Here is a 17,260-nt window from a genome sequence, read left to right on the forward strand (position 1 = left end):
GTAAATTACACATTGAAGCGGAAGTGTAAAACATCGCCGTCTTGAACGATATACGTTTTACCTTCTAAGCGCCATTTACCCGCTTCTTTCGCGCCCGCTTCACCGTTGTATTGAATGAAATCATCATAAGCAACACATTCAGCACGGATAAAGCCTTTCTCAAAGTCAGTGTGAATCACACCAGCTGCTTGAGGGGCAGTCGCACCGACTTTAACTGTCCAAGCACGAACTTCTTGCACGCCAGCAGTGAAATAAGTTTGTAAGCCAAGAAGAGAGTAACCTGCACGAATTACCACGTTTAATCCAGGTTCTTCCATGCCCATTGCTTCAAGGAATTCAGCGCGATCTTCATCTTCAAGAAGAGAAATTTCAGCTTCAATTTGGTTGCATAGTGGTACAACGATGGCATTTTCTTCAGCAGCTAATTTCTTAACAGCGTCTAAATGTGGATTGTTTTCAAAACCATCTTCAGCAACGTTTGCGATATACATGGTTGGTTTTAAAGTCATTAAACCAAAACCACGGATCAAACGACGTTCGTCATCATCTAGATCGGCAGCACGAGCAGGTTTACCTTCATCCAATAATGGCTGAATTTTTTCTAAAATGGCTTTTATTGCAATCGCTTCTTTGTCACCGCTTTTTGCAGACTTGCTTAAACGCGTGATTGCTTTAGCAACAGCTTCAAGGTCAGCAAGCGCAAGTTCAGTATTGATGGTTGCAATATCATCGAGCGGATCAATTTTACCATTCACGTGAATCACGTTTTCATCTTCAAAACAACGAACAACGTGTGCAATTGCATCGGTTTCACGAATGTTTGCTAAGAATTGGTTGCCCAAACCTTCACCTTTAGATGCACCCGCAACTAAACCTGCGATGTCAACAAATTCCATAGAAGTCGGAATTACACGTTGTGGTTTAACAATTGCAGTTAATTTGTCTAAACGTGGATCTGGAACAGGAACGATGCCTGTATTTGGTTCAATTGTACAAAATGGGAAATTTTCTGCAGCAATAGCAGCTTTTGTCAATGCATTGAAAAGTGTAGATTTACCAACGTTCGGCAAGCCGACAATACCGCAATTAAAACCCATGAAAATGACTCACAAAGTGTTTTCTAAAAATTGTTGCTGATTTTACATGAAAGCCAACATAAAGTCAGGATGTCTGAACAACAATTCATTTTTCGAGCAGATTTGGAATAATCAAAAAGATTGCTGCAATGACCTTTTGGGTTTTTAGGATGGCTATGAAAAACAAAGAATGCACGGAGGCACTCTTTTATTTATGATCTCATCATCTTTAAATTTTCCGTTTATCGAGTTGTGCAGATAAAGTATCACCAGTGGCTTGAATCAACATCACCAATACAACCAAAACCAAAATAACCGCCAGCATAATTTGCATATCAAATCGTTGATATCCATAGCGATAGGCAATATCACCTAATCCTCCAGCCCCAATTGCACCTGCAATAGCAGATGAATTAATCATGGTGACAATGGTGACGGTAAATCCAGCCACGATACCCGGTAGTGCTTCTGGTAATAAGACATGCCAAATGATCTGTTTGCGATTGCACCCAATGGCTTGTGCGGCTTCTATAAGTCCATGATCAACTTCACGTAAACTGACTTCTGCAATTCGAGCAAAGAAGGGTGTTGCGGCCAAAGTGAGTGGTACGACGGCAGCCCAAACGCCATAACTGGTGCCCACTAGAAAGCGTGTAATCGGTATTAAAGCAACCATTAAAATTAGAAAAGGAATAGATCGGGTAATATTCACCACCCATCCAATCGAATGATTAATGGATTTTGAAGGATAAATACCGTGCTCCGAAGTGCTCACAAGAACGACTCCCAAGGGTAACCCAATCAAGAATGCTACCAATGCGGATACACCCACCATGATTAAGGTGTCAATCGTGCCACTAATTAATAAATCAATGAGTTGATCGTGCATAACCGAGTACCTCTATATTCGCAATTTTATTTTTCAATTTTTGATGAAGTTGTTCTAGATCAAGCTGATTATTTTGAACAGTAATAATAATTGAGCCAATTAAATGCTCTTGAATGGTATCGACATGGCTTTGGCATAGATGAATTGGATCATCAAAAGTATCAAAGATTTCTTTTAAGTTAGGCAAATGATCAACCGTGGATTCATAACCTAATTTGAGAATGGTCTGATCATTTTCATGTAGAGGCTGATCACTCAAAGGAAAAGGGAGTTCCAGTTGTTCTAAATTAAGTAGTTCCTGCGTAATTTTTTGCTGAGGATTTGAAAATACTGACCAGACTTGACCTGATTCGACGATTTTCCCTTGATCAATCACAACCACTTGATCACAAATTTCACGGATGACTTGCATTTCATGTGTAATCAGAACAATGGTAATACCTAATTTTTGATTAATTTCTTTCAATAGAGAAAGCACAACAGATGTACTTTCAGGATCTAAAGCAGACGTCGCTTCGTCACAGAGTAATATTTGAGGATGATGAACCAATGCGCGTGCAATCCCTACACGCTGTTTTTGCCCACCTGAAAGTTGCGATGGATAATATTCGGCTTTATCTTCAAGACCAACCAATGCCAAAACGTCTTTCACACGATTTTCGATATCTGACTTTTTATACTGTGCAACTTTTAAGGGAAGTGCGACATTTTCAAATACAGTTTTTGCTGACATTAGATTGAAATGTTGAAAAATCATGCCAATGCGCTGACGCAATGAAATGAATTCACGATGACCTAACTTTGACAATTCTTGTTTGTGGATTTGGATGTTGCCATTTGAGGCTTTTTCCAAGCCATTCAACGTGCGAATCAATGAAGATTTTCCTGCGCCACTCTTACCAATAATGCCGAAAATTTTTCCCTCTGGAATATCTAAGTTAATATTCTTTAGGGCATGTACTTGTTTGCCTTGTACATCATAATATTTATTCAAATTTCGAATGGTAATGTGTGGTATTGCAAATTGAACTGTTGAGCCGAAACTAACCATGAGATTTTCTCCTTATTTCCAGCCTTTAAACCATAGTTTTTCACCGATATCTGCATTCAGCTCTTGTTTTACTTTTTCAGAATTTTGATAAATTTGAATAAATTTCTTCAAGTTTTCAGCTTGTTCAGGATGGGTTTGTTCATAATCATCACGTACCACAAACAAAATGGCATAGCGATTGTTATTGATTTGATCGAGAACTAAAGCAGCATTAGGGTCTATAGTTTTTGCCAAACGAAGATACATCGGGTAACTAAAGACTAGATCAGCTTCATCTACAGCACGTGCAGTTTGTGGGCCTTCTACTTCAATAAATTTTAGATTTTTAGGATTGCTGGCAATATCTTGTAAGTTTGATAAATGATTGTCTCCATCTTTCAAGGTGATCAGTTTTGATTGTTGTAAAAGTAACAGTGCTCGACCTTGGTTCACTGGATCATTGGGGATCACAACGCGAGCGCCATCTGCAACGTCATTGATTGATTTATATTTTTTTGAATAGAGTCCAACATGTGTACCCGATCCAATGCCTAAAGCTTTGAGTTTAAAATCAGTTTCTTTTAAGGCATTGTCCAAGAAGGGCTGATGTTGAAAATAGTTGGCATCAATATCGCCATGGTTAAGCGTGATATTCGGTGTGTTCCAATCTGAAAATTCAACCAATTTTACGTTAATGCCTTGCTTCTTCGCTTCATCGACTGCGACTTGTAAAGGTTTAGCAAAAGGTGGACTAATTCCAATCACGATTTCCTGTTGATCTTGTTTACCTTTTTGTGACCAAATCACGAGTCCAATAATAATAGCAGCGATAACGACTGCAAGAATGGTGAGCTTCTTCTTTGCGGATTGATTTGTTGTTTGTGACATAGTGCACCCTTAATTTTAATGTTTTAAGCTGTTTGCTGAGTTCGTTTTTCAGGTTCAATGTGAGAGTTTTGACATCGAAACTGTTCGGCAGGGTGACTTGTCGGTAAATGGGGACCTTTTTGAAAAATTTTATGTCTTAAACTGCCTGATTCATATTCAGTTTTATAACGCCCACGTTGTTGTAATTCAGGAATCACTAAACGAATAAAATCTTGATGTGATTCTGGTGCAACGGTGCGGGTAAGATTGAAACCATCAAGGCCTGAAGCATCAATAAGTTCGATGAGTTGTTCGGCAACTGTACGTCCTGAACCCACAAAGAGTGGATAACGACCACCTAATAGATGTTGTGCTTTTAAATCACCTAAAGTGACTTGTTGTGCTTTAAAGCGATCATTGACTGAAACAATACGGTTGGTTGGTTGGTAAGGAATAATGTCATCATCTGAATATTGAGAAAAATCAATACCAACTGAACTGGAAAGATGAGCAAGTCCAGCCTCTGAACTTGCATATTGCACATATTCTTCTAGTTTTTCTTGCGCTAACTCATCCGTTTCAGCAGTAACGACTGTAATACCTGCAAAAAGCTTAAGCGCTTGCTCATTACGACCATCTAATCGTGCCAATTCACGAATGCTATCCACTTGTTTTTTGAGTTTGTCTGCACTGTCACCACCAATAAACATCGCTTCAGCATGCTGAGTTGCGAATTTTAAACCGCGAGGAGAGGCGCCAGCTTGAAAGAGCACAGGTGTCCGCTGGATAGAAGGAGAGACTTGGAACACACCTTCACTTTGATAAAATTGACCCTTGTGATGAATAGCATGAACTTTATGGGGTTGCGTAAAGATGCGCTGTTGTTTGTCGATGATGACCGCATCATTTTCCCAAGAACCTTCCCAAAATTTATAGCAAAGGGTTAAAAACTCTTCCGCTTGTTCGTACCGCTGATCATGATCTTTTAAACCTTTTTGACCAATTAAACGTTCAGCACTATCTAAATAGCCTGTGACAATGTTCCAGCCGATGCGTCCTTGAGTCAGGTGATCTAAACTGGCAAAGCGACGGGCAAACTGGTAGGGCGATTCATAACTCAAATTCACGGTAATTCCAAAACCTAAATGCTGCGTGACAGCAGCCATCGCGGAGACTAAGGTGCTTGGATCATGACTCGGGAGTTGAATCGACTCTTTGAGGGTCAGATCAATATTGTTTTGATAAACGTCATATACGCCCGTAATGTCTGCAATGAATAGCCCGTCGAATAAGCCTTCTTCTAAAGTCTGTGCTAAGTCCGTCCAATAACTCAGTTCATTAAAGCGATAAGATTCGTCTCTAGGATGAGTCCAAAGCCCATGATTAATGTGTCCAACACAATTCATGTCAAAAGCATTCAGTAGAATTTTTTTCTGACCGCTGTGTAAAGTGTTTGTAGGCTTGTTTTGTGAACGGTTTTGTGAACGGTTTTGTAATTTGATTTGGCTCATTAGAGTGTCCCTCGACGTGGTGGAAGGATATGATTGAGCACATAATTGCCGATGAAGTAATATTTCCATCTTGAAGCATCATGTAGTGTATGAACGCGGGCATTTCTCCAATAGAGATCCAAAGCCTCTTGACTTTGACTACCACGGCTTCCTGCTAACTCTACTAATTTAGAAGATGCTTTTAACGCTGTCTCAGTACTGTGTGCACGAACTTTAGCGACATCGATAGATGCTTGAGCAATATTTTTTTCATGAGGATTAGGCTTAGCATTATCGATAGAATGAGCTGCCTGTTTGAGTAAGAGTTCACTCGCTTTGACATCAACGCTGACACGTCCAAGCTCTGATAAAGTCAGCGGATCTTGGGTAGCAAAATCCACACCTGAATCAATCCAAGGACGTGCTTGGCGAACACGAATTAAAGTTTCTTCAAATGCTGCCCGAGCAATACCAACTTCTATGGCTGCATGCATAAGCTGTGCGAAAGGACCCACCAGCGTTGGTTGCTGAAATGCTTGATCAAAAGGAATGATGTCTTCAGCGAGAACTTTGACATGATTGAATTTCACTGTACCACTGCCTGTAGTACGCTGACCAAATCCAGACCAGTCATCGACTAAGCTTAAGCCTTCGCTTTGACGTGGAATAAACGCTAAATATTCATTGTTATTTTCATCTTTCACCAAAGTGGGAATACGGTGCGAGAATAAACTTCCAGTGCAATAGAATTTTTCACCATTGACCTCAAAGCCATCTGTAGTTTGGCGAATGGTGGTATGTTTTTGTGTTGCATTTTTAGTTTTGAATTCTGCTAAAGCATTTCCAAAACGCGCACCTTGGAGTACTTCTGCATAGAGTTTTTGTCTTTGTTGTTCAGTCCCAGTATTTCTCAAAACTTCTAAGGCATAAAAATGATTTTGTGGAATTTGACCGATAGAACCATCGGCACCACTGATGAGGGCAATGATTTGAGCGACGGTATAGCTTGAAACCTCTGCGCCACCGTATTCCTTGGGTACTGTAATCGCCCATAAGCCTGATTGGCTATAGGCTTCAATTTCATCAAATGGCAATTGTCTTTCAACATCACGCTGAATTGCATTTTCTTTAAATTTTTCAGCGAGTCGCTGTGCGATCTCTAAAGCTTCTTGATCAGATTTGATAATATGCGCATGAGAAATTGGCTGCGCCGTTAAAGGAATAATCGATTGATATGAGGTCATAAGTTTCTCCTTAAATCCAAGCATGACGAGCAGGTAAGGTGTTATTTAAGTAATAGTCGCCCAACGCATGAAACTTCCAGCGGACAGGGTCATGCAAGGTATGAACACGTGCATTACGCCAATGTTGATCTAAATTATGCTCACTCAGGCTGGAACGACTACCTCCTAATTCCAAAAGTTTCTCTGAAATGAGTAGGGCTGCGTCATTGGCATAGATCTTTGCTTCAGCAACTTTGATGGATGCGAGACCTGCTTGTTCAGGAGAAACTTCATCTAATGCATCCAGCTCATCCAAATAGCTGGCGGCTTCATCGAGCAGTAAAATGGCTGCATCTAGTAAAATTTGACTGCGACCCACTTCTTGTAGGGTGTACTGTTCAAAGCTTGCTTTATCTACATTTGCATCGGCGATTGGTCGCGCTTTAACGACAGCAGAGAGCGTATCTTCGAAGGCGGCTTCTGCAATGCCCACATCAATTGCAACTTGTAGTAATTGAGAAAAAGCACCCCGATAGTTGGTCGCTTGCGCTAAAATTCGTTCATCAAAAATTAAAAAAGGATCGACTTCAACTTGATCTAAAATCACCGTACCGCTTGAAGTGGTACGTTGTCCAAAGCCATTCCAATCATTCATCACTTCGATACCTTGACTATGACGATCAATAATCGTCAAAATCACATGACCTTCAGGATGAACGGCTTTAATCGCCAGCCAATCGGCAAAGCTACTTCCTGTTGAGTAGAACTTTTGTCCGCTAATCAAATATTTACCATTTTCAAATACAAGCTTGGTATTTAAGGTCTTAGAGTCTTTGGTGTTTCGTTCAGGCCCCCCATTGGCTAAACGTTTACCCTTTAAGATTTCAGTGAAAATAAAGCGTTTTTGATGCTCAGTTCCCATCAAGTTAATCATATTGAGCAGTGCAATTTGGTTTTGTGGAATTTGTCCTAGGCTTGAGTCGGCTTTATTGATAATTCTAAAGACTTGAGCCAATGTTCTATTCGAGACTTCAGCACCACCATATTTTTTGGGAATACGTAAGCCTCCCAAACCCTTTTGACTCAATAAATTGACTTCTTCAAATGGCAATCGTCTTTTTTGATCTCGAATATTACGACCTTCAAGTGCAAAATCTGCAACTTGATAAGCAGCATTGATAGCATCTTGGTCATTTTCAAGAATATGAATTGTTCGATTAATTAAGCGTGACATGATGAGATCCTAAATAACTGTCTTAACGCTACGCTTCTGATTTTAAATTGGTAAATGTTGAATTTTGATAAGGTTGTGAAGATTAATCTTAAATAGAAAAAATGCTAAAAATAGCTATTTTTAATAGAATTTAAATATTTGATATGTATAAATAAAGTTGATTAAAACTGGTTTTTTATTTTTAATTATTTTTTGCTTATATTGAGATATAAGATAAGTAACTACGTATTCGTTATAAATTTAGAGAGTGCTTTTATTGGAAATTTATTGTTTTTTTATCACTCAGGATAAAATTTAAATACCTAAAATTTAATTTAGATTTATCAGAAATAGAATTGGTCACAGATTGAAACTTGAAATTTGGGGATTGGGTGACTAGAGTACATGACATAAATATATCGAAAAAATATGTTACATTCTGAATGATTGATTTCATTTTTATCAATTTTGCTGATTTTTTTGGAGTAGCTATGCGCACACTTTACCAGTTTCCACTGTCTCATTTCTGTGAGAAAGCCCGCTGGTTACTTGATCATAAAGAACTCGACTTTGTGGCGCATAATTTGATTCCAGGCGTTCATCGCGCTTTTACTCAGCTTAAAACAGGTCAGAATAAGTTACCCGTTTTAAAAGATAGTGAAACGTGGATCGCGGGTTCGACTGAAATTGCACTCTACTTAGATGATCATTATCCCGAGCATGCGCTGTTACGTTCTGATCCGAAACTCAGAGCACAAGCATTAGAGATTAATCAAATCTCCAATGATTTAGGGATGTATGTTCGCCGTTGGGGTTTAGCGCATGCATTATCTGAAAGTGATGAACCCCTTGAAATTATGATTGGTGAAAAAGGTTACTTAAGAAAGTTTGAGAAATTTTCAAAACCCATCATTAAAAGTTTAGTCACCAAAGGCTATCAGATTGATTCTGAAAAAGTCATCCATGCCAAATCAAATATGGATGAGATTATTATTGATTTAAACGCCAGATTAAATGCAAATCATGGGCGCTACCTCGTGGGAGATCGACTGGGTTTAGCAGATATTGCTGTGTGTTCGATGTTAGCCCCTTTGCTTGAAATTGAAGGAACGCCGTGGGAAAAAGAATTGAGTTCTAATATTTCTGAGGATTATCATAATTTTAAACTCTATCTTTTAGACCAACCGATTGGTCAGTATGTAAAAAGAATTTATGAAAATGAACGCTGTGCACGGGTAGATTGGCGCGGGATGTAATATTAGCTCATGCTATGAATCTTAAATTTTTAAACTTCGAGAAGTTCTAAACGAAATTATTCCTGCCATACGCTAAAGTGAGCCTGAAGTGGGAATTTTTTTTAATATAAGACTAAATACTATCTTTAATTTTAAATAAGTTAAGATATTTGCTATTAATTTCCCATAAATAAGCTTAAATTCAATAGAAGCTGTTTTTAAATAATAAAAGGGGGATTCGTGGTGGAATTAGATCGCTATGATAAGCAAATTTTAGAAATACTCACCCATGAAGATCTGAATCTTAATGAGCTGTCAGAGCGGATCAGTTTATCAGTCAGTTCAGTACATAGACGTATTAAGAACTTGATTGAAAATAAGATCATGACCAATTTAAAGCGTGACATCAATTACCAAAAACTTGGATTTAGTTTGCATGTACTTTTACAAGTGTCACTGAGTAAACATGATACGGATACTTTTGCAAAGTTTCTGGAGGAACTAGAAAGCATTCCAGAAGTGATTAATGCATTTTTAGTGACAGGGCAGTCGGCTGATTTTATTGTAGAAGTGGTTGCGCGAGATATGGAAAACTATAGTGAAATCTTGCTAAAACGTATTGGTAAAATTGAATTTGTTGTCGCTTTACATTCGAGTTTCGTAATCAAAGAATACAAAGTATTTAACTGTAGCGGACTTTTAAGCAGAGTGTAATTGGCTAAGCGAGAATAAAATGCTTCATTTTTACGAGCCGACAGAATATCAGCCCAAATGTAATGCACTATATGAAACCTACTATAGACAGTTATTTCATTTGGTTCCTCATGCCCAGATTGAGCATATCGGCTCATCTGCGATTCCAAAGTCATTATCTAAAGGTGATTTAGATATTTACGTAGCGGTATCACAGAACGAGTTTGAACACTGTATCACGCAAATTAAACGTTTAAGATTTCAAGAGAAACAGAATACTTTAAGAACACCACATTTATGTATGCTTGAATCACAAAATAATGATGATGTTGCTATTCAATTGGTTGTCGCAGGAAGTGAGTTTGAATCTTTTATCCTATTTAGAGATCGACTTAGGGCTTCAGTTGATTTGGTCGAGCAATATAACCGATTGAAGTTAAACTCCGTTTTTCTATCGATGAATCAATATCGTGAGAAGAAATCAAAATTTATCCGTTATGTTCTAAGTTTATAAAAAAACGCACCCTAAAGTGCGTTTTGGATATCGATACAATTAAGCATCAAGTTCGGCTAAAACTTCATCAGTGAATTCTACGTTTGTATAAACGTTCTGAACATCATCAAGGTCTTCAAACATATCAATCATTTTAATGATTTTCTTTGCTTGTTCGATGTCTGAAATTAATGCTTTTGTTGATGGATTCATTACAACTTCAGCATTATCAGATTTTAAACCTGCTGCTGTAAGTGCATCTTGAACATCACCAAAAGACTCAGGTGTTGTAATGACGAGAATCTCATCTTCAGAAACTTCGATATCTTCCGCACCTGCTTCTAAAGCAACATCCATGATTTGATCTTCTAAAGACACATCTTCAAAAGTAATCTCACCACGTTTGGTAAACATGTAGGCAACAGAACCTGCTGTACCTAAGTTCCCATCTGTTTTAGAGAAACAATGACGCACATCAGGCACAGTACGGTTTAAGTTGTCTGTCATTGTTTCAACAATAACGGCAACACCACCCACGCCATAACCTTCGTATGTGACTTCTTTTAAATCAGCATTATCTTCACCACCAACACCACGTTGAATTGCGCGGTTAATGGTGTCACGTGTCATATTTGCAACGAGTGCTTTTTCAACAACAGCACGTAAACGGGGATTAGATGCAACATCACCACCACCTAAACGAGCAGCAGTTACGATTTCACGGATAAATTTTGTGAATACTTTAGCGCGACTCGCATCTTGTTTTGCTTTGCGATGCTTTGTGTTAGCCCACTTGGAATGACCCGCCATGCGAAATATGCTCCTTGTAGATTGGCCTTATGCCGAATCGAATTGGAAAGAATTCTACCATAAGGCCTTTTTTCGAATAAAGCCTTTGAAAATAGGTTTTTTAAATTATTATCAGTTAATTTTTAGCTTCAGGAATGACAATATCCAAGCCAGTATGCTCTTTATACATGGCTTTAATTTTCAAAAGATCTTGATCTAAATCCGTTGGATAAATTTTACCGAAAATTCCACCTTGTTTGGTTTTTTGATTTACGAATAAAAATACGATAGGGACATTTGCAGCTTTTGCGATATGCCAAAAACCTGTACGGATCGGTTTACGTGATTCCCCATTTTTTGCACGAGTCGCTTCAGGAGCAATCACTAAATTGAATTGCTCATTTTTTTCAAATTGTTGAACCATTTGAGAAACAATATCGAGATTAGATTTGCGGTCAACAGGAATCCCGCCGACACCCTCGAGTAGCGGTTTAAATGGGCCTTTAAAGAGTTCTTTTTTGATTAGCGTGTGAATTTTAATATCATGAATTTGAAATAGGGCAATCGAAAGCACAGCATCCATCATGGTGGTATGCTCAAATCCAATAATCACTTGTTTGTCCTCTAACACCCCAGGTTCAACATGGTATTTAACGCCAGCAAGTTTAAACGCAAGTTCAGCAATTTGTTTTTTCATAACCAAGGTCTTATTCGTTAAGGCATTTATGTTGTGTAATTCTGAAATGAAGTTGCAAAAAAGACAATATATAAAGCGTTAAAAGAAATAATTAAACATATCACTTAAGCTTTAGGTGCATCGCTTGATACCACGTTGAATAAGTATTTACATAGTTTTCAATCATGGAAAATCAAAACTGACCATTATTTATACGTCTCAATTTCTCAATCGTAAAATCCCTTGTGTTTCATTTTTTTTTTCGATAGTATTCTCGGACGAAATACCTGATATATCAGTATTTATAGGGCCTATAGCTCAGTTGGTTAGAGCAGCGGACTCATAATCCGTTGGTCCACAGTTCAAGTCTGTGTGGGCCCACCAAATTTTATAATCATATGCACTCATATGATATCTAAACCCTTAATTCTAATAGAGTTAAGGGTTTTTTAATGTATAAAATAAACTCATATACACACATATAGAAACCGCTCATTTGTATCCTTGCATGTATCCTGAAATAAAACTATAACTCAGGATACAGATTTAATATAAATGCTAGGTAAACAAATAGTTATGACTATAAATAAACCTTTAACAGATGTTGCATATGTTGCTTTTAAAGCAAAAGGTAGAGAGTGTCGAATTGCAGATATTTCTGGACTTTATATGAAAGTTCAAATTTCAGGTAAAAAGTCATGGCAACTTCGTCTGAAGAATAGTGAAGGTAAATGGACATGGGTAGGTTTAGGTTCTTATCCAGAGGTCCCAGTTAAAGTTGCTCGTTCACAAGCATTAAAATATCAGTCGGGTGAACTTCAAATTGTTACTCGTACAGAACGGTTAAAATGATCTATACGAGAAGAAAATGAGTTATTCGAGCATTTAATGCGTGATTGGATTGATATTAAGAAAAGTACATGGGATCCCCTAACATTCAAGAAGGAGGTTCAATCTATTGAGAAACACTTACTTCCTATTTTTGGTCAACGTAGATACAAGAATATAACTTCTAAAGAATGGCTTGAATTTTTTCAAACCAAACAACGTAAATTAAAGATTTTTAATCGAATCGAAAAATTAATTTCATATTGTCGTAATGCTTATGATCTAGCTGTTTTTAAAGATGAAATTAAGTATAACCCTCTACTTGGTATTCAGAAGTTTTTAGACAAATCAAATCCAGGATGTATGAAACATATCCATTTAAAAGATCTTCCTGAAATGGTTGAAAAAATAAGGGGATACCGTTCGGAAGAAATTAGCATTGGTTTAGAGTTATTGATTCATATGTTTCCAAGACCAGGTGAGCTGCGACAAGCAAAATGGGAACAATTTGATTTTGAGGATTGAGTTTGGATTAGACCCGGTTCAATAATGAAAAGAGGGATTGAGCATGGAATTCCACTTTCAACTCAATCGATAAAATTATTAAAGACTTTACAAGCAACTTCTAAACGTGAAAGCGAATTTCTATTTACTTCGCGTGATAGTGTAAATAAATCGATTTCCACCTCACATTTAATGCTGCATTAAATAGGATGGGGTACTTTGGTAAGCAAAATCCACATGGTTTTCGACATATTGCTTCTACACATTTAAATGATCATTACAGTGATCGTGAACAAGTGATCGAGGCAGCTCTAGCCCATCTTAAATCAGGAGTTAAAGGGGCGTACGATAAAGGAGCTCACTTACGAGAAAGGTATGGAATTATGCAGTATTGGTCTGATTATCTTGATCAAACTTGTGGGAAGCGGAAATTTTAAAACAGTATTTTGGGTTGAAATATGAACTTATTTGTTTCTTCTCGCATTTTTTTAACCACACACAGAGATTTTTTGAGAGTGGTGTTAAGTTTGCATTTGAGTTAACAATTAAGGACGGGTTAATGCCTCCCTTCGAAATATATCAAAATCTTAATCAAAATATGAATGTAGGATTTGTACCACTGCGAGTGACTAAAAAAGATGTTTGCAAATTGTTGAGTATTTCGCTTAACCAATTGAGAAAAATTTCTATTGCTGATGATGATTTTCCGAAACCAATTAAGAGTGGTAGTGCTCGCCAAGCAGGAGTTTATTATGATACACAAGAAATTTTAAACTGGTATAGGAAGACACTAGCGAATACATAAAAAAGCCCTTTGGGGCCTTTTTTATGTATATAATTATAAGCGTATATTCAAGCTTTAAAATATTTAAGGAAGCTATTGCATATTCCTGCATAAATATACCACCTATTCCTATTCCTACCATACCAGTTACTCCTGTTCGTGCTATATCGCTTTGCTTAAATGGATAGAATCGAACTTGTTTAAAGCTAAACACTAATATTTACTATTAAATATTTTCTAGATTAAATTTGATAGCAATTATAAACACTGGAACATTTGATCACTCACAATACGTCCATTATTTAAAGCAGTGATACGATCTAGAGAAGAAATCGACTCTGGACGGTGAGCGATAATGATTCTAGTGATGTTGAGTGACTTAATCATCTGGTTAATTTCTTTCTCCTTAATGATGTCTAAATGGCTAGTTACCTCATCCCAGAAATAGAATTTTAGGTTTTCTATACAATGCTCTTGCCAATAATATTCTTTGCTTTTGTCCTCGACAGAATATTACCCATATCGGATCATTACGTCTCTGCACTGCTCATTATCTAATACTTATTTGACGCGCCACTTCACATACTTTATATTTTACTCAAAATTAAAATGAATCTAGATAGAGGTAGATGTGCTCCAGAAAAACAATTCCATCGGAGTCATTGATTCAGGTTTGGGAGGACTTTCCCTATTTAGGTATATTTGTGATCAATTACCTTACGAGAATATTGTTTATTTAGCTGACTCAGCAAATGTACCGTATGGTGACAAAACCAGTTCATGGGTATTGTCTAGATCAAAAGATTTGATTAAAACGCTGATCTACCAGGCTGGGTGTAAAGTGGTGGTGATCGCCTGTAATACGATCACAGCTGTAGCAATTGATCAGCTTCGGTCTTCGTTTGGCATTCCAATTATTGCCATTGAACCCGCAATCAAGCCTGCCGTCAATTTGACCACCAGCAAAAAGATAGCAGTGCTTGCAACAGCATTGACTCTAAAGGGGGGTAATGTAAGTCGGCTGGTTGCTGAATACGGACAAGGGATTGAAATTTTATTGATCCCTTGTATCGGGCTGGCTGACCGTGTTGAGAGCGGGCAGGTGAACAGTCATGAAATGCGGTTGTACCTGACAGCACTTTTAGAGCCATTAATGGCAGTACAGGTCGACACCATTGTTTTGGGCTGCACGCACTACCCATTCGTGCAACATACTATTCAGGACATTATGGGTGCAGGTGTGACCATTATCGATCCTTCTGTTGCAGTTACTGCCCAGTTAATCCGACAACTAAATTATCATGATTTGAATAGCACTCAGGATATGGATGGTTCAAGAGTGGTGTGGACCAATATTGCTGAGGCGACTACAGAAAGTATCGTTTTTTCCTTATTAGGTAAAAAATTACCAATCATGTCTTTTGACATTACTTCATATGATTCAAGACAAGTAATATCTCTTTAAGGGGGGAGATAGCACTTGTTATGCTAAGTGCTTATCTCTGATTCTTTTAATGAGAAAATCAATCAATACGCGTGTGCGATGCGGCATATGCTGATTTGAAGGGAAAATAATAGAAAAAGGTCTGGATGTCCCCGCAAAGGGTTGTAAAACCTCAACGAGTGTGCCTGCTTTAATGTCGTTTTCAACTAAAAAACGATAGGTCTGTAGCAAGCCTGCATCATGCTTGGCTAATGTGATAGAGGCGAGAATATCCCCAGAAGTATGGATTCGTCCTTGCGTCATCATTATTACGGATTGTTCATCGACATTGAAAGTCCAAGGAACGCATTGCCCATTACTTGGCAAAATAAATTGAATACATTCATGACTAGATAAATTGGCAAGAGTCAGTGGAGTACCATATTTCGCCAGATAAGGCGGAGAAGCAACCACGACCATTGTTGCATCTTCTAATACTCTTGCAATAAATGATGAATCTTTTTGGACTCGTGCCCTAATCACGAGATCATAATTTTCACTAATAAAATCCACATTCTGATTACTGACATGAACCTCAATTTTTATATCTGGATACAGCATGTTGAATTCTGCCAGTAAGGGTAGAACTCTAAAATGTGCATATGATGTAGGTAGGCTAATTCTCAATGTACCAGAGGGACGTTGTTGCTGTGCTGTAATTTGATATTCTGTTTGTACAATTTCTTCAATCGCCTGACGACAGGTATCATAGTACGTTTGTCCGCTTTCGGTTAGGCTGATTTTTCTGGTTGTGCGAACAAATAGCTGAACGCCCAAACGGGCTTCAAGCCGGGCAATTGATCTACTCACGGCAGCAGGCGTTAAACCTGCCACATTGGCTGCGACAGTAAAGCTCTCCTGTTCAACAGCCAAACAAAAAAGCTCAATACTGCTTAATCGTAATTTATCGAAATGCCGTGACATTATTTACCTTATGTAACTACTCAATTAAATATAACGATATTTATAGTATTTAAAACACCTAATAGACTAAGTTCAGTACATAACAAAAGTACTTTATTGAACCTATAAGGACACACATTATGAAACTGTACTATGCTCCAGGAGCTTGCTCCCTATCTCCACACATTATTATTCGTGAATTGAATGCCAATGTACAGTTGGAGAAAGTGGATTTGTCCAACCATACCACTGATTCAGGTGTTAATTTTTTTAGTATCAATCCAAGAGGACAAGTTCCTGTACTTGAACTTAAAAATGGAGAAATTTTGACCGAAGGTCCAATCATCACACAATACATTGCAGAATCTGTTGGTCCTAGCTCAGCTTATCCATCACCATTGACCATAGACCGTTACAGAGTACATGAGTGGCAGAACTATGTCACATCAGAATTACATAAATCATTCACTCCATTATTCAATGCAAACTTTGACAAAAAAAGCAAAGACCTACATGCAGATATTCTGAAGAAAAAATATGAATGGCTTGATTCAAAGTTACAACAATCAAGCTATCTGACTGGGCAGGATTTTACGATTGCTGATTCCTATTTATTTACAGTCACTAATTGGGCTGGACATGTAGGCCTTGATTTAAGCGAGTTTAAAAACCTACAGGATTATATGGGTCGTGTTGCGTCGCGTGTTGCGGTCAAAGAGGCACTAAAAGCTGAAGGTTTGGTTTAATATAAGCCTGAGTCTTGTGGGTTGTTATGGTTGGAAAACTAAATATATATGATTTCAAAATTATCTTAACAACCTACTTTTTTTAATGGTTTTATTTAATTGTGATGAGCTATTGTGCCTATTAAATATCTCTATTATTGGAATTGTATTTTATTGGTTGTTTTTAAGCTTGGGTTGTTTTAATAAGCTTGTGGTATTTGCTTTCATAAATTATTTTTTAATTGTAATTTGTTGAATTTTATTTAAAAGTTATATTTATTATAATTATCTGTTGTGTGTATTAAAAAAATAAATAAATAAAATCTATATTGTTTGTGTCTGAATTTTTTGTGTCTGAT

At 37.5% G+C, this 17,260-nt stretch carries 16 protein-coding genes, 1 tRNA gene and 2 pseudogenes; 8 read left to right on the forward strand and 11 right to left on the reverse strand.

Annotation, left to right across the window (positions count from 1 at the left end; translation table 11 throughout):
* Positions 1 to 5: 5 nt before the first annotated feature.
* The 7 genes from ychF to AC5YCE_RS10620 all read right to left on the reverse strand — a co-directional run bounded on the left by ychF (position 6) and on the right by AC5YCE_RS10620 (position 7,809).
* Positions 6 to 1,097: a redox-regulated ATPase YchF gene (gene ychF, locus AC5YCE_RS10590; RefSeq protein ID WP_496150344.1), complete on the reverse strand. Its 1,092-nt coding sequence runs from the start codon at positions 1,095 to 1,097 to the stop codon at positions 6 to 8.
* A 208-nt stretch (positions 1,098 to 1,305) separates the two neighbouring features.
* Positions 1,306 to 1,965 (reverse strand): methionine ABC transporter permease, encoded by a 660-nt coding sequence (locus tag AC5YCE_RS10595; protein ID WP_496172011.1) that lies wholly within the window; start codon positions 1,963 to 1,965, stop codon positions 1,306 to 1,308.
* Entirely contained in the window at positions 1,946 to 3,016 is a 1,071-nt protein-coding gene (locus AC5YCE_RS10600; protein WP_496172012.1) for a methionine ABC transporter ATP-binding protein, read from the reverse strand. The genes AC5YCE_RS10595 and AC5YCE_RS10600 overlap by 20 nt, the downstream gene beginning before the upstream one ends.
* A gap of 12 nt (positions 3,017 to 3,028) precedes the next feature.
* Positions 3,029 to 3,883, reverse strand: a complete 855-nt coding sequence (locus AC5YCE_RS10605) for a MetQ/NlpA family ABC transporter substrate-binding protein (protein WP_496172013.1) — start codon at positions 3,881 to 3,883, stop codon at positions 3,029 to 3,031.
* 23 nt (positions 3,884 to 3,906) lie between these two features.
* Positions 3,907 to 5,373 carry an LLM class flavin-dependent oxidoreductase gene (locus tag AC5YCE_RS10610; RefSeq protein ID WP_496172014.1) on the reverse strand — a complete coding sequence of 489 codons (1,467 nt, stop codon included), beginning with the start codon at positions 5,371 to 5,373 and terminating at the stop codon, positions 3,907 to 3,909.
* Positions 5,373 to 6,596, reverse strand: coding sequence for an SfnB family sulfur acquisition oxidoreductase (locus AC5YCE_RS10615; RefSeq protein WP_496172015.1), 1,224 nt, complete (start codon positions 6,594 to 6,596; stop codon positions 5,373 to 5,375). Before AC5YCE_RS10615 ends, AC5YCE_RS10610 begins: the two co-directional genes overlap by 1 nt.
* A gap of 10 nt (positions 6,597 to 6,606) precedes the next feature.
* Complete coding sequence (locus AC5YCE_RS10620) at positions 6,607 to 7,809, reverse strand: SfnB family sulfur acquisition oxidoreductase (RefSeq protein WP_496172016.1); 1,203 nt, start codon at positions 7,807 to 7,809, stop codon at positions 6,607 to 6,609.
* Positions 7,810 to 8,279: 470 nt separating this feature from the next.
* Here AC5YCE_RS10620 and AC5YCE_RS10625 point away from each other — a divergent pair, with 470 nt between their 5' ends.
* The 3 genes from AC5YCE_RS10625 (at position 8,280) to AC5YCE_RS10635 (ending at position 10,230) form a co-directional block, all read left to right on the forward strand.
* Positions 8,280 to 9,044: a glutathione S-transferase family protein gene (locus AC5YCE_RS10625; protein WP_496172017.1), complete on the forward strand. Its 765-nt coding sequence runs from the start codon at positions 8,280 to 8,282 to the stop codon at positions 9,042 to 9,044.
* A 222-nt stretch (positions 9,045 to 9,266) separates the two neighbouring features.
* Positions 9,267 to 9,737 (forward strand): Lrp/AsnC family transcriptional regulator, encoded by a 471-nt coding sequence (locus AC5YCE_RS10630; protein WP_496125645.1) that lies wholly within the window; start codon positions 9,267 to 9,269, stop codon positions 9,735 to 9,737.
* 19 nt (positions 9,738 to 9,756) lie between these two features.
* Positions 9,757 to 10,230: a GrpB family protein gene (locus tag AC5YCE_RS10635; protein ID WP_496172018.1), complete on the forward strand. Its 474-nt coding sequence runs from the start codon at positions 9,757 to 9,759 to the stop codon at positions 10,228 to 10,230.
* A 39-nt stretch (positions 10,231 to 10,269) separates the two neighbouring features.
* Here the strand turns inward: AC5YCE_RS10635 and AC5YCE_RS10640 are convergent, their stop codons facing one another.
* A complete protein-coding gene (locus AC5YCE_RS10640) occupies positions 10,270 to 11,019 on the reverse strand; it encodes a YebC/PmpR family DNA-binding transcriptional regulator (RefSeq protein WP_496172019.1) in 750 nt (249 codons plus the stop codon).
* 115 nt (positions 11,020 to 11,134) lie between these two features.
* On the reverse strand, positions 11,135 to 11,695 hold the full coding sequence (locus AC5YCE_RS10645; RefSeq protein WP_496125634.1) for a 1-acyl-sn-glycerol-3-phosphate acyltransferase: 561 nt from the start codon (positions 11,693 to 11,695) through the stop codon (positions 11,135 to 11,137).
* Between the two features lie 286 nt (positions 11,696 to 11,981).
* Here AC5YCE_RS10645 and AC5YCE_RS10650 point away from each other — a divergent pair.
* The 3 genes and pseudogenes from AC5YCE_RS10650 (at position 11,982) to AC5YCE_RS10660 (ending at position 13,811) form a co-directional block, all read left to right on the forward strand.
* Positions 11,982 to 12,058 (forward strand) — tRNA-Ile (locus tag AC5YCE_RS10650).
* A gap of 171 nt (positions 12,059 to 12,229) precedes the next feature.
* Positions 12,230 to 13,443: pseudogene (locus AC5YCE_RS10655) on the forward strand (tyrosine-type recombinase/integrase).
* Positions 13,422 to 13,811, forward strand: coding sequence for a helix-turn-helix transcriptional regulator (locus AC5YCE_RS10660; protein WP_496172020.1), 390 nt, complete (start codon positions 13,422 to 13,424; stop codon positions 13,809 to 13,811). Before AC5YCE_RS10655 ends, AC5YCE_RS10660 begins: the two are co-directional and overlap by 22 nt.
* 237 nt (positions 13,812 to 14,048) lie before the next feature.
* Here the strand turns inward: AC5YCE_RS10660 and AC5YCE_RS10665 are convergent.
* Positions 14,049 to 14,314: pseudogene (locus AC5YCE_RS10665) on the reverse strand (ATP-binding cassette domain-containing protein); the annotation flags it as partial.
* A 107-nt stretch (positions 14,315 to 14,421) separates the two neighbouring features.
* Between AC5YCE_RS10665 and murI the strand changes: the two are divergent.
* Positions 14,422 to 15,255, forward strand: a complete 834-nt coding sequence (gene murI, locus AC5YCE_RS10670; protein ID WP_496126090.1) for a glutamate racemase — start codon at positions 14,422 to 14,424, stop codon at positions 15,253 to 15,255.
* Between the two features lie 18 nt (positions 15,256 to 15,273).
* Here the strand turns inward: murI and AC5YCE_RS10675 are convergent, their stop codons facing one another.
* Complete coding sequence (locus AC5YCE_RS10675) at positions 15,274 to 16,197, reverse strand: LysR family transcriptional regulator (RefSeq protein WP_496126089.1); 924 nt, start codon at positions 16,195 to 16,197, stop codon at positions 15,274 to 15,276.
* Between the two features lie 119 nt (positions 16,198 to 16,316).
* On the opposite strand from AC5YCE_RS10675, the gene gstA reads away from it, so the two are divergent.
* On the forward strand, positions 16,317 to 16,922 hold the full coding sequence (gene gstA / locus AC5YCE_RS10680) for a glutathione transferase GstA (protein ID WP_496126088.1): 606 nt from the start codon (positions 16,317 to 16,319) through the stop codon (positions 16,920 to 16,922).
* Positions 16,923 to 17,260 lie beyond the last annotated feature (338 nt).

The sequence above is a fragment of the Acinetobacter sp. CY79 genome, from assembly GCF_059515845.1.

What these genes read in the sequence shown, in the direction of transcription:
- AC5YCE_RS10600 (WP_496172012.1), bottom strand. Translation starts at nt 3,016, where the DNA reads ATGGTTAGTTTCGGCTCAACAGTTCAATTTGCAATACCACACATTACC.
- AC5YCE_RS10635 (WP_496172018.1), top strand. Translation starts at nt 9,757, where the DNA reads ATGCTTCATTTTTACGAGCCGACAGAATATCAGCCCAAATGTAATGCA.
- AC5YCE_RS10620 (WP_496172016.1), bottom strand. Translation starts at nt 7,809, where the DNA reads ATGTCACGCTTAATTAATCGAACAATTCATATTCTTGAAAATGACCAA.
- AC5YCE_RS10675 (WP_496126089.1), bottom strand. Translation starts at nt 16,197, where the DNA reads ATGTCACGGCATTTCGATAAATTACGATTAAGCAGTATTGAGCTTTTT.
- AC5YCE_RS10595 (WP_496172011.1), bottom strand. Translation starts at nt 1,965, where the DNA reads ATGCACGATCAACTCATTGATTTATTAATTAGTGGCACGATTGACACC.
- AC5YCE_RS10645 (WP_496125634.1), bottom strand. Translation starts at nt 11,695, where the DNA reads ATGAAAAAACAAATTGCTGAACTTGCGTTTAAACTTGCTGGCGTTAAA.
- AC5YCE_RS10605 (WP_496172013.1), bottom strand. Translation starts at nt 3,883, where the DNA reads ATGTCACAAACAACAAATCAATCCGCAAAGAAGAAGCTCACCATTCTT.
- AC5YCE_RS10625 (WP_496172017.1), top strand. Translation starts at nt 8,280, where the DNA reads ATGCGCACACTTTACCAGTTTCCACTGTCTCATTTCTGTGAGAAAGCC.
- gstA (WP_496126088.1), top strand. Translation starts at nt 16,317, where the DNA reads ATGAAACTGTACTATGCTCCAGGAGCTTGCTCCCTATCTCCACACATT.
- AC5YCE_RS10610 (WP_496172014.1), bottom strand. Translation starts at nt 5,373, where the DNA reads ATGAGCCAAATCAAATTACAAAACCGTTCACAAAACCGTTCACAAAAC.
- AC5YCE_RS10615 (WP_496172015.1), bottom strand. Translation starts at nt 6,596, where the DNA reads ATGACCTCATATCAATCGATTATTCCTTTAACGGCGCAGCCAATTTCT.
- ychF (WP_496150344.1), bottom strand. Translation starts at nt 1,097, where the DNA reads ATGGGTTTTAATTGCGGTATTGTCGGCTTGCCGAACGTTGGTAAATCT.
- AC5YCE_RS10640 (WP_496172019.1), bottom strand. Translation starts at nt 11,019, where the DNA reads ATGGCGGGTCATTCCAAGTGGGCTAACACAAAGCATCGCAAAGCAAAA.